Here is a 12,199-nt window from a genome sequence, read left to right as displayed (position 1 = left end):
GTTGCAACCGACATGTAATGTCGCAGATGGCCAAGGAACTGCTTGCACGGACTTGAATATGCCAGCGGTTCCGGTTTGATGGCCGGAACGGGAGGCAGAAGCGATGCGATATTCCGGGCTGAGGGTCATCACCGAGGGGCTTTTCGGCAACAGGGGCTGGACGCCCGCCTGGCGCGAGCCATCACCCAAGGCAGAGTATGATGTGGTCATCATCGGTGGCGGCGGGCATGGGCTTTCGACGGCCTATTACCTGGCCAAGAACCACGGGATCACCAATGTCGCGGTGCTGGAGAAGGGCTATCTGGGTGGCGGCAACGTGGGGCGGAACACGACCATCGTGCGCGCCAACTACTTTCTGCCGGGCAACAGCGAGTTCTACAGCCATTCGCTGAAGCTGTGGGAGGGGCTGGAGGCCGAGCTGAACTACAACGTGATGCATTCGCAGCGCGGCCTCATCAACCTGTTCCATTCCGACGGGCAGCGCGACGCCTTCGTGCGGCGTGGCAATGCGATGATAAACCAGGGCGATGATGCGATCCTTCTGGATCGCGAGGGAGTGCGGGAGCATCTGCCCTATCTCGATTTCGACAACACGCGGTTTCCGATCTATGGCGGGCTGTTGCACCCGCGCGGCGGGTCGGCCAGGCATGACGCCGTGGCCTGGGGCTATGCGCGGGGGGCGGACAAGCGGGGCGTGGACCTGATCCAGAACTGCGAGGTCACGGGCATCGACATCGAGAACGGGGTGGTGAAGGGCGTGCAGACCACGCGCGGGGCGATCCGGGCGAAGAAGGTCGGAATCGTTGTGGCCGGGCGGTCGAGCCAGGTCGCGGCGATGGCGGGGATGCGCCTGCCGATCGAGAGCCATGTGTTGCAGGCTTTCGTGACCGAGGGGCTGAAGCCGGTGATCAACCATGTGGTCAGCTTCGGCATGGGGCATTTCTACATCAGCCAGTCGGACAAGGGCGGGTTGGTGTTCGGGGGAGACCTGGATTTCTACGCCAGCTACGCGGCGCGGGGGAACCTGCCGATGGTCGAGCATGTGATGGAGGCTGGCATGACGCTGATGCCGATGATCGGGCGGGCGAAGGTGCTGCGGTCCTGGGGCGGGATCATGGACATGTCGCCGGATGGCTCGCCCATCATCGACAGGACGCATGTCGAGGGGCTTTATCTCAACTGCGGCTGGAACTACGGCGGGTTCAAGGCGGTGCCGGCGAGCGGCTGGTGCATGGCGCATCTGATGGCGACCGATCAGCCGCACGAGGTGGCGCGCAAGTTCCGGCTTGACCGCTTTGCCACGGGCCATCTTCTGGATGAAGAGGGCACCGGCAGCCAGCACAATCTGCATTGAGGGCGGGCGATGCGTGAGCAGAGGGCAGCCCCCCACCCCCATCCCCTCCCCACCAGGGTGAGGGGAGGCGCCTGGCATAGGGCGTCCGCGGGATCGGGTGCGCTGCGCCTGGCGGAGAGGGCGGATGCCTTTGGCGGGGATATTTGGGAACGGAAGAAGGCGGGGGCCGGCTCATGCGGTTGAGATGTCCGTTGTGCGGTGAACGCGACCGGCGGGAATTCTACTACTATGGGGCAGAGGACTATCTGCACCGCCCGGCCGCAGATGCGGCCCTGGCGGAATGGGACGCCTACCTGCACCTGCGGGACAATCCCGCCGGGGTGACGCGCGACCTGTGGTATCACGAGGCTGGGTGTTCCCAGTGGCTTCTGGTCACCCGGAACACGGTGACGCATGAGATTTCCGGCGTCGAACTGGTGGTGGAGCGCAAGGCATGAGGATCGACGGCAAGGGGCTGATCGACCGGACGAAGCCGGTCCGCTTCCGCTTCGACGGGAAGGATTACGCCGGCTACAAGGGCGACACGCTGGCCTCGGCGCTTCTGGCCAATGATGTTCGGCTGGTCGGGCGGTCGTTCAAGTATCACCGCCCGCGCGGCGTGCTGACCGCGGGGTCGGAGGAGCCGAACGCGCTGGTCGAAGTGATCGGGCCGAAGAACCAGACCCCGAACGTGCGCGCGACGGTGCAGGAGGTGTTCGAGGGGCTGGAGACGCGCAGCCAGAACCGGCTGGGCAGCTTGCGCTTCGATCTGCTGGCGGTGAACGATCTGCTCTGGCCTTTCCTCGGGGCGGGGTTCTACTACAAGACCTTCATGTGGCCGCGCGCCTTCTGGGAAGGGCTTTACGAGCCGCTGATCCGCCGGGCGGCGGGACTGGGGAGCCTCTCAGGCAAGCATGACGAGGGCACCTACGAGAAGGCCTTCGCATTCTGCGACGTGCTGGTGATCGGGTCCGGTCCGGCGGGCCTGATGGCGGCGCTGACGGCTGGGCGGGCCGGGGCCGATGTGATCCTGTGCGACGAGAGCCATGCCTTCGGCGGGCGGCTTCTGTCGGATGGCGGCGTGATCGGGGGGATGCCGGCGGGCGAGTGGCTGGCGCAGGTCCTGGCCGAACTGGAGGCCTTGCCGAACGTGCGGCTGATGCTGCGGACCACGGTCACCGGGGCCTATGACCACGGCACCTATGGCGCGCTGGAGCGGGTGGGGCTGCACAAGCCCGCGCGTCCCAACCTGCCGCGCGAATGTTTCTGGCGGATCGTGGCGAAGCATGCGGTCCTCGCCGCGGGCGCGCTGGAGCGCCCGGTCGCCTTCCCCGACAACGACCGGCCGGGGATCATGCTGGCCTCGGCGGTCAGGACCTATCTCAACCGCTATGGCGTCAGTCCCGGCAAGCGGGTGACGCTGTTCGCCAACACCGACCAGGCCCGGGCCGTGGCGCGCGAGCTGATGGCGGCGGGAGTGACGGTGGCGGCGATCATCGACCCGCGTCCGGATGCCTTTAGCGTCGAGGACTGTCCGGTCCATGTGGGGGGCGAGGTGATCGGCACCCGCGGACGGCTGGGGCTGACGGGGATCACGGTCCGCAAGGGGGCCGAGACCTTCGAGATCGAGACCGATTGCCTGGCGATGTCGGGCGGCTGGAACCCGACGCTGCATCTGACCTGCCACATGAACGGCCGCCCGCGCTGGGACGAGGATCTCGCGGCCTTCGTGCCGATGGAGGGCGCGGTGCCGGGTCTGGTCGCGGTTGGTGCGGCGAACGGCAGCATGTCCACCCATGGCGCGCTGGTCACCGGCCACGCGGCGGCGGTGCAGGCAGTGCAGGCGCTGGGCCGCAAGGCACCCGACCTGCCCTTGCCCGAGGCCGAGGATAGGCCCTATGTGCTGAAGGCGCTCTGGGCGGTCGAGGGCAAGGGGCGGGCCTGGCTCGACTTTGCCAATGACGTGACGACGAAGGACGTGAAGCTGGCCGCGCAGGAGGGTTTCCGGTCGGTCGAGCACATGAAGCGCTACACCACGCAGGGCATGGCGCCGGATCAGGGCAAGAACTCGAACGTGGCGGCGCTGGCGGTGCTGGCAGATGCCACCGGGCGCGGCATCCCCGAGACCGGGACCACGACCTTCCGCCCGCCCTATACGCCGGTGTCGATCGCCGCGATGGGGGCGGGGGGGCGGGCCGAAGGGTTCGCGCCGCAACGCTTCCTGACCAGCGACCAGGCCAGCCGCGACCGGGGCGCGCCGATGATCGAGGCGGGGCTTTGGTATCGGCCATCCTACTTCCCGAAGCCCGGCGAGACCACCTGGCGCGAGGCCTGCGACCGCGAGGTGCGCATGGTGCGCGAGGCGGTGGGCGTGGCGGATGTCTCGACGCTGGGCAAGATCGACATCCAGGGCAAGGATTCCGGAAGGTTCCTCGACTTCGTCTATACCAACACCTTCTCGACCCTGCCGGTGGGCCGCGTTCGTTACGGTCTGATGCTGCGCGAGGACGGGCATGTGCTGGATGACGGCACGAGCGCCCGGCTGGGTGAGGATCACTATCTGATGACCACGACCACCGCCGCGGCGGGGCTGGTGATGCGGCATCTGGACTTCGTGCATCAGGCCTTCTGTGCCGACTGGCAGGTGCGCTTCATCAGCGTCACCGAAAGCTGGGCACAGTTCGCCGTGGCCGGGCCGAAGGCGCGGGCGCTGGTGCAGTCCTTCCTGGAGGAGCCGGTTGATCTGCCCTTCATGGGCGTGGCGCCGGTCCGCGTCGGCGGGGTGGAGGGGCGGCTCTTCCGCATCTCGTTCAGCGGCGAGGAGGGTTATGAGCTTGCCGTTCCAACCCGCTATGGCGAGGCGCTGTTCCGCGATCTGGTGGCGCGGGCGGAGACCATGGGCGGCGGACCCTACGGGATGGAGGCGCTTAACGTCCTGCGGATCGAGAAGGGCTTCATCACCCATGCCGAGATCCACGGTCGCGTCACCGCGCATGACATCGGCATGGAAAGGATGATCAGTGCCAAGAAGGACTGCATCGGCAAGGCGGCGGCGCAGAGGCCCGGCCTCTGGGGGCCGGAGCGCGAGCAGCTGGTGGGCCTGAAGGCCAGCGCCCCGATAAGCGCCGGTGCGCATCTCTTCGTGCCGGGAATGGAGATTCACCGCGAAACCGACCAGGGCTATGTCACCAGTGTCTGCTGGTCGCCCACGCTGGGCGCCTGGCTGGCCCTTGCCTTCCTGAAAGACGGGCGCAACCGGCATGGCGAGAAGATCCGGCTGGTCGATCACCTGCGCGGCATCGACGTGATCTGCGAGGTATGCGACCCTGTATTCCACGATCCGGCAGGGGAGAAGCTGCGTGCCTGAACTGATCGCGAAATCGGCCCTGGGCGGGCGCCGCCTGACGCTTGGCGGGGTGACGCTGGCGGAACTGGACCCCGGCCCGATCACCTCGGTTGCGCTGTATCCGGGCGGGGCGAAGCTGGCGGCAAAAGGGCTGAAGACCCTGGGTCTGACCTTTCCGCCCCCCAATACCTTCATCGAAAAGAAAGGTGCGCGCATTGTCTGGACCGGGCGCGAGCAAGCCTTCCTGATGGGGGTCGCACCCCCGGCTACCGAGGGAGCGGCGTTGACCGATCAGAGCGACGGCTGGGCAGTGCTTGGGATTTCGGGCGCCGCCGCCGTCGATGTGCTGGCACGGCTGGTGCCGGTGGACCTGCGGTCTTCTGCCTTTCCTGCCGGGCGGGTGGCGCGAACCCAGGTGAACCACATGAATGCCGTGATCCTGCGAACGGGGGATCATGAGCTTGAGATCATGGTCTTCCGGTCCATGGCACGCACCGCCTGGCACGAGTTGGAAGGCACAATATCCATGGTCGCGGCGCGACAGGCGGTGAAAATCTAGGCGGAGAACTGCAGACCGCCGAATTTGTCACTGGCGCGTCATCAATGCGGCGTTTACACCTTTCCTGAACCTGAGTTTCAGAAAAGGTGCACGAATGGCCCCCGACGGTCAGACCCTCGCCCCCAATGTCTATGACGCCGAACCGATCCCTGAGGCCGCGCGGGCCGAGATCGACCGGCTTCTCGCATCGGGCGACCTGTTCCGCTATACCGCACCGTCGGATGCGCCGGTTGCCCTTTTGGAGCAGGAGTTCGCCGAGCTTCTGGGGGCGCGCTATGCGTTGGCGGTCTCGTCCTGTTCGGCGGCGCTGTTTCTGTCCTTGAAGGCGCTGGACCTGCCTAGGGGCGCGAAGGTGCTGATCCCTGCCTTCACCTTCGCGGCTGTCCCGTCCAGCGTGGTGCATGCCGACTGTGTGCCGGTGCTGGTCGAGGTGGGCGACAACTACCGCGTGGACATGGCGGATTTCGCTGCCAAGCTGCCAGGCGCGGATGCGGTGATGATTTCGCACATGCGAGGGCATACGTCCGACATGGACGCGATCATGGCGCTCTGCGATGCGGCGGGCGTCCCGGTGATCGAGGATGCGGCGCATTCGCTGGGCACGGTCTGGGGCGGGCGCAACATCGGCACCATCGGCAAGGTGGGCTGTTTCAGCTTCCAGTCCTACAAGCTGGTCAACGCGGGCGAGGGCGGGATCCTTATCACCGACGATCCCGAGATCGCGGCGAAGGCGATCATCATGTCGGGCGCCTATGAGACCAACTGGAAGAAGCATCCCGGTCTGACCAATTCCTGCGCGCACTGGCAGAACCGGCTGCCGCTTTACAATCTGCGCATGCAGAACCTGTCGGCGGCGGTGATCCGGCCGCAATTGCCCCTGGTGGCCGAACGCGTGGCCAAGGGCCGGGCCGGGCATGACCGGGTGGCGGCCAAGCTGAACCGATCGGCGCATCTGGCGGTGCCCGAGGCCCTGGGGCCGGAGGAGCGCGCGCCGGATTCGATCCAGTTCAACCTGGTGGGCGGATGGACGGACCAGCAGGCAGTCGATTTCCAGACCGCCGCCAAGGCGCGAGGGGTATCGGTGCAGGTGTTCGGCCTGAGCGAGGGCAACGCCCGTGCCTTCTGGAACTGGCAGTTCCTGGAGGATGTGCCAGAGCTGCCAAAGACCCGCGCGATGCTGATGCGGGCCTGCGACGTGCGCCTGCCGACACGGTTGACCGAGGCCGAGCTGGATTTCATCGCCGCCGCCATCGTGGATGCGGCGGTCGAGATCCGGGGCTAGCGGAAGGCGTCTTGCCCGATTCGCGTCGCCTCACGCGCAAGGCCAGGAGATGACTGACAGGCACTCGGGCACACTTGGGCAGGGGCGGTCGCCTATAGAACCCGTAGCGCCGGGGCGAGCCAGGGATGATCGGCCAGTGCCGGTCCGATGACATGGCCGGCTATCAGCGGCTTCAGCCTTGCGGTGATCTGCGACGGGATGTCCTTCAGGATGCCTGCGCGGGCGGACAGCGACAGCGTCCGGTGCAGCGGCGCAAAGGGCAGGGGGCGAAGCTCCACCCTGTCGCGGAAACCGCGGGCCTGATGCAGGGCCAGGGGCGTCAGGATTGTCCACCCTTCTCCGCCGGCGACCATCGCCAGGATCGCGGCGTAGCTGTCCAGTTCGAACCGATGTGCGGGACGCACCCCGTGCCGCGCCAGATGCGCGGCGATCTGACGGCCCATCAGGTGGCGGGCAGTATAAAGGATCAGCGGCAAATCCTCGACACGGGCGCCGACGGGTGCGACGGCGACGAAGGGTTCCGCCATCAGGGGATGCACCTCGCGCCAGTGGCCCTCGGCTTCGGCATCTGCGGCGATCACCACGTCCAGCGCGCGGGCCTCAAGCTGGTCAAGCAGCCGGTGGCTGGCACCGGTTTCCAGCAGGAACCGGCAGCCCTTCAACTCACGCGACAGTGCGCTGAGCAGGTAGGGCGTCACGTCGCTGTCGAAATCCTCGATCACGCCCAGCCGCAGCGTGGTCATCCCTGCAAGATCGGCCATGGCCAGTTCGGCACGCGCCTCGCTGGCTGCGTTCAGGATGGTCTGGGCGTGGCGGCGGAACATGGCACCGGCAGGCGTGACCGGCATCGGCCGGCCGGAACGGTCCAGCAGGACGGCGCCTAGTGCGGATTCAAGCCCGGAAAGCTGCTGGCTGACGGCCGAAGGCGACACGCCCAGACGACGTGCGGCAGCCGAAATCGAACCTTCCTCGGCGGCGGCGACGAAGACTTCGATCCCCCACAGCGTGACGCGGCCCTCAGCCTCGGCCATGGGTCAGAGCTTGGAGAGTTTCTTCTGCAACTCGGCCAGTTGCTTCTTGATCTCGGCAATGTCGTCGGATGCGGCGGTGTCCTCTTCCCTTGCGGGCCCCGACCCGCCCCAGCCGGGCATGCCGCCCATCATCGACTTGAGGAAGGCTTCCTGCTGCTTGCGCATCGCCTCGAAGCCAGGGACGGCGGCCATCGGGTTGGGAAAGGCAGAGAGGTTCTCCATCATCTTGGCCTGGCTGTTCCGCAACATCTCGAAGCTGGCAGCGAGGAATTGCGGCATCACTGCTTGCATGCCGGTGGCATAGCTGCGCACGAGGTCGGTCAGCACGTCCACGGGCAGGACGCTTTCGCCTTTCGATTCATGTTCGGCCACGATCTGTAGCAGGTATTGCCGGGTCAGATCGTCGCCCGTCTTCAGATCGACGATCTGCACCTCGCGTCCGGCGCGGATGAACCCTGCGATGTCTTCCAGCGTGACGTAATCCGATGTCTCGGTGTTGTAGAGCCTGCGGCTGGCGTAACGCTTGATCAGAAGCGGCTTGTCGGTTTCGGCCATCGGTCCCTCCCCGGGGAATTTCGCGGTTGCAGAGAAGTCTAGGGGAGGGAAATTCAAAAAGAAAGGGCGGGCTGGGGTTGACCCGGCCCGCCCGCATCCTGAAGAGATGCTGCCGTTCTGCGATTACTTCGCAGCCGCAGCGGCCTTCTTGGCGGCAGAGGTCACCTCCGCGGTGGCCTTCTTGACGGCGGCGGTCGCATCTTCAGACATGTCCTTGCCGGCGGCCAGCATCAGCTCGACGGTTTCCATCTGAACCTTCTTCGCGACTTCGGCGAAGGCAGCAAGGTTTTCGGCGGTCATCTCGGCCGCGGCCGAGGCGAAGTCGGTCACCGCCTTGGTGTAGTCGGCCGGCTCGGCTTTGGCCTTCGACATGTCGGCAACCTTGGCCAGGGTGTCCTTGGCCCATTTGGCCGAAATCTCGGTCGATTTCTCGGCAGCTTCGATCGCCACTTTCGAAAACTTCTCAGCGAAGGCGGCCTGGGTCTTGAACGCGTTCTGGAACGCCGAGGCGTCAACCGGGAACGAGGCCATCATGTCCTGCACGACTTTGGTGAAATCCGGGGTCTTGGTCATCTGATCACTCCGATCTGGGGGCTTCGGTATCGGGGATGCTACCCCGTCTTGATGACAGAGATATAGATGCTGCGGTGCAGCATTGCAAGTCTTTTTCTGCAATGCAGCAAAACCGCAAGTTGCTGGCGTTAACCCTGCGTAAAGCGGCTGAAATGTCAGCTTGTCGGCTCGAGCACCGGCGTTGCGACCACATAGGTTCCCGGTGCCGGTGCCAGCGAATCGGCTGGTATCCTTGCCTTGACCAGCGGCCCCGAGTGCGCCTTGAGCCATTCGCCCCAGCGCGGCCACCAGCTGCCCTTGTGGAAGGTGGCGCCCTTCAGCCACGCGTCCGGGTCACCTGCCACGGGGGCATCGTTGGTGTAATGGCCATACTTGTCCTTCGAAGGCGGGTTGATGATGCCGGCGATATGGCCCGACTCCGAAAGTATGAAGGTCTTGTCCCGAGAGCCCATCTGCTTGATGCCGTTGAAACTGCCGCGCCAGTGGGCGATGTGATCTGTCTCGCAGGCGACAGCGCAGAGCGGCTGCGTAACGTCGGCAAGGCTGACCGGTTGGCCGAAGACCTTGAACTCGCCCTTTGCAAAGCCATCCTGCTGGCAAAGCCCGCGCAGGTATTCGACGGCCATCTTCGCGGGCAGGTTGGTCCCATCGCCGTTCCAGTACAGCAGGTCGAAGGCAGGCGGCGCCTCGCCCAGCATGTAGGACTTGATCGCCGGCGTGTAGATCAGGTCGTTCGAACGCAGGAAGCTGAAGGTGCGGCTCATGAAGAATTTTGACAGGATGCCGTCACGTTCGGTCTGCCGTTCGATTCCGTCAACGAAATCGTCATTCAGGAAGACGCCCACTTCGCCAGGGTCGGAGAAATCGGTAAGCGTGGTGAGGAAGGTGGCACTTTTGACCGTCTTGTCCCCGGCCTTGTTCAGATGCGCCAGCGTCAGGGCCAGGGTGGTGCCGGCAATGCAATAGCCGACCGCGTTGATCTGCTTTTCGCCGGTGATGCGCCGGACCTCGGCCATCGCGCGCAGATAGCCATCGCGGATGTAGTCGTCCATTCCGGTCCCGGCGTAGCTCGCGTCGGGATTGACCCAGGAAACGACGAACAGGGTGAAGCCCTGGTCCACGATCCATTTGATCAGCGAATTCGCGGGCTTCAGATCCAGAATGTAGAACTTGTTGATCCAGGGCGGAAAGATCAGCAAGGGCGTCTTGTGGACCTTCTCGGTCGTCGGTTCGTACTGGATCAGCTCCAGCATCCGGTTGCGGTAGACCACGGCGCCCGGAGTGGTCGCGAGATTTTCGCCGACCTTGAACGCCTCGCGGTCAGCCAGCGTCACCAGTAGGTCGCCCTGATTGGCCTCGATGTCGCGCACCAGGTTCTCCAGCCCCTGCACCAGGCTTTCGCCGTCGGTCTCGACCGCGCGTTCCAGCGCCTCGGGGTTGGTGCCCAGGAAATTCGTCGGGCTGAACATGTCGACGATCTGTCTGGTGAAATACTCCACCCGGCGGCGGTCCTCGGGCGAAAGCGTCTCCAGGTCGCCCACGGCGGTCGATATTGCCTCGGCGTTCAGCAGATACTGCTGTTTCAGGTAGTTGAAGAAGGGATGCGTGTCCCAGAGCGGATTGCTGAACCGGCGGTCCCTGGGGCCGGGGTCGGGCGGGGCCCTGAACTCGCCCTTGGCAAGGGTCTGCTGCGCCTCGACATAGTGTTTCAGCGTCTTGCCCCAGTAGTTGACCTGATGTTCCACCATCTTGGCGGGGTTCTGCATCATCTCGGCCAGCCAGGCGGCCGCAGCCTTCATGTAGACATCGGGCGCGGGGCCGTGCAGGGCGGGGTCAACATGGCGGCGCCGGGTCAGGGCTGCCGTCAGACGCTTTGACAGTTCCTCAACCCTGGCCAGGTTGGCATTCAGCCGGGCGGTGCGGGCCTCGGGGCTGTCGGGGGTCTTCTCTTCTGTTGTCATGCCAATGTTTCCCCCCTATCTTCGCCGCCGTGCAGCATTGCGCCACCCTCCCGGGCAGTGCCATGCGACATTTGTCCGCCCTGGCGAGGAGACGCCATGAAGTATATGTACACCTACGACCTGATGGAAAGCGCCCGCAACACGAATGAGTGGCTGGGCGCCTCGGCCCGGGCCTTCGCCAGCTATCCCGCCTTCGCCATGTCGGTGAACCCGATGTTGCCGTTGATGGCTGCCTGGGGCGAAGTGACGGAGCGCACCTTCCGCCGCATGATTGCCAAGCCCGACTGGGGGATCCGGTCGATCGTGGGCCCGGATGGTACCGATCATCTGGTGGACGTGAATCCGATCGTGCAGAAGCCGTTCGGCGATCTGGTGCAGTTCTTTGTGCGCCGCCGGGCACCGATGGCGCGGAAGGTGCTGCTTGTGGCGCCGATGTCGGGGCATTATGCGACGCTTCTTCGGTCCACGGTCGCCAGCCTTCTGCCGGATGCTGACGTCTATGTGACCGACTGGCACAACGCGCGCGACATTCCCGTTTCGGCCGGCAAGTTCGACATCGAGGACTACACGCTTTACCTTGCCGAATTCATCAAGGTGCTGGGCCCCGATACCCATGTCATCGCCGTCTGTCAGCCGGTGCCGCTGACCTTGGCCGCCACAGCCTTTCTGGCTGCCGAACACCCGGAAGCGCAGCCAAAAAGCCTGGTTCTGATCGGTGGACCGGTCGATCCGGATGCTGCTGCCACCGAAGTAACGGATTTCGGCCGCCGGGTCACCATGGGCCAGCTGGAGCATCTGGCAATCCAGCGTGTGGGCTTCAAGTACAAGGGCGCGGGGCGGCTGGTCTATCCGGGGCTGTTGCAGCTGCAAAGCTTCATGGCGATGAATGCCGAGCGCCATTCCAGGGCCTTTGCCGAACAGATCTTCCGCGTTGCGCGCGGTGAAGCCTCGGATCACGATGCGCATAACCGCTTCTACGATGAATATCTGGCCGTGATGGACATGACGGCGGAATTCTACCTGTCCACCGTCGAACGCATCTTCAAGAACCGCGAGATTGCCCGCAACGATTTCGTGGTGGCGGGTCGCAAGGTGGATTTCGATGCTATCACCAACGTGTCGGTGATGACAGTCGAGGGCGCGAATGACGATATTTCCGCGCCTGGTCAATGTGTTGCAGCCTTGGGCCTGCTTACTGGGCTTTCGCAGGACAAGAAGGCCCACCATGTCGAACCGGGCGCCGGCCACTACGGCATATTCGCCGGGAAAAGCTGGCGGTTGAACATCCGCCCCCTGGTGCTGAACTTTATCGACCGCGCAGCGGGCAAGCCGAAGCCGCGCATCGCGCTGGCCTCGGGACAGTAGGTTCGCGCACGGGGGTATCCGGCAGTTCGTTCGCTGCCGGCACGGGTGTCGCTTGCCGCTCGCGAAGCGTGGCGATCAGGTGCAGTCGGACATGACCATGGCCGGCAAGTGCCTGGATGCAAGGATTTCCAGTCGCAGGTTCGCACGGTTCCTGCTTTGCTTTGTCAGCGGCCTTCCCAGCAACCTTTACGAAA

Annotated in this window: 10 protein-coding genes; 6 read left to right on the top strand and 4 right to left on the bottom strand. The window is 64.9% G+C overall.

Translation table 11 applies throughout. The annotated features are described in order from the left end of the window. The first annotated feature begins 103 nt into the window (after positions 1-103). The 5 genes from EZM81_RS11935 (at position 104) to EZM81_RS11915 (ending at position 6,520) form a co-directional block, all read left to right on the top strand. Entirely contained in the window at positions 104-1,354 is a 1,251-nt protein-coding gene (locus EZM81_RS11935) for a sarcosine oxidase subunit beta family protein (protein WP_135449936.1), read from the top strand. A gap of 173 nt (positions 1,355-1,527) precedes the next feature. Next, on the top strand, positions 1,528-1,791 hold the full coding sequence (locus EZM81_RS11930) for a sarcosine oxidase subunit delta (protein ID WP_136645874.1): 264 nt from the start codon (positions 1,528-1,530) through the stop codon (positions 1,789-1,791). Beyond that, positions 1,788-4,700, top strand: a complete 2,913-nt coding sequence (locus tag EZM81_RS11925; protein ID WP_136645873.1) for a sarcosine oxidase subunit alpha family protein — start codon at positions 1,788-1,790, stop codon at positions 4,698-4,700. Before EZM81_RS11930 ends, EZM81_RS11925 begins: the two co-directional genes overlap by 4 nt. Beyond that, a complete protein-coding gene (locus EZM81_RS11920; protein ID WP_169052361.1) occupies positions 4,693-5,238 on the top strand; it encodes a sarcosine oxidase subunit gamma in 546 nt (181 codons plus the stop codon). Before EZM81_RS11925 ends, EZM81_RS11920 begins: the two co-directional genes overlap by 8 nt. Positions 5,239-5,332: 94 nt before the next feature. Then, entirely contained in the window at positions 5,333-6,520 is a 1,188-nt protein-coding gene (locus EZM81_RS11915; RefSeq protein WP_136645871.1) for a DegT/DnrJ/EryC1/StrS aminotransferase family protein, read from the top strand. Between the two features lie 92 nt (positions 6,521-6,612). Here EZM81_RS11915 and EZM81_RS11910 read toward each other — a convergent pair whose 3' ends face one another. The 4 genes from EZM81_RS11910 to EZM81_RS11895 all read right to left on the bottom strand — a co-directional run bounded on the left by EZM81_RS11910 (position 6,613) and on the right by EZM81_RS11895 (position 10,640). Further along, entirely contained in the window at positions 6,613-7,551 is a 939-nt protein-coding gene (locus EZM81_RS11910) for a LysR family transcriptional regulator (RefSeq protein ID WP_135449941.1), read from the bottom strand. A gap of 3 nt (positions 7,552-7,554) precedes the next feature. After that, positions 7,555-8,106, bottom strand: a complete 552-nt coding sequence (gene phaR / locus EZM81_RS11905) for a polyhydroxyalkanoate synthesis repressor PhaR (RefSeq protein ID WP_135449942.1) — start codon at positions 8,104-8,106, stop codon at positions 7,555-7,557. A gap of 123 nt (positions 8,107-8,229) precedes the next feature. Further along, positions 8,230-8,679 (bottom strand): Phasin, encoded by a 450-nt coding sequence (locus EZM81_RS11900; protein WP_135449943.1) that lies wholly within the window; start codon positions 8,677-8,679, stop codon positions 8,230-8,232. 155 nt (positions 8,680-8,834) lie between these two features. Further along, positions 8,835-10,640 (bottom strand): alpha/beta hydrolase, encoded by a 1,806-nt coding sequence (locus EZM81_RS11895; protein ID WP_136645870.1) that lies wholly within the window; start codon positions 10,638-10,640, stop codon positions 8,835-8,837. 96 nt (positions 10,641-10,736) lie between these two features. On the opposite strand from EZM81_RS11895, the gene phaZ reads away from it, so the two are divergent. After that, positions 10,737-12,005 carry a polyhydroxyalkanoate depolymerase gene (gene phaZ / locus EZM81_RS11890; RefSeq protein ID WP_136645869.1) on the top strand — a complete coding sequence of 423 codons (1,269 nt, stop codon included), beginning with the start codon at positions 10,737-10,739 and terminating at the stop codon, positions 12,003-12,005. The last annotated feature ends 194 nt before the right edge of the window (positions 12,006-12,199 follow it).

Origin of the sequence: Tabrizicola sp. YIM 78059 (genome assembly GCF_004959785.1) — a bacterium.
In the GTDB taxonomy this organism is placed as follows: Bacteria; Pseudomonadota; Alphaproteobacteria; order Rhodobacterales; family Rhodobacteraceae; genus Tabrizicola; species Tabrizicola caldifontis.
The sequence above is the reverse complement of the archived record's forward strand: the minus strand, read 5'-3'. Positions and strand labels throughout refer to the sequence as shown.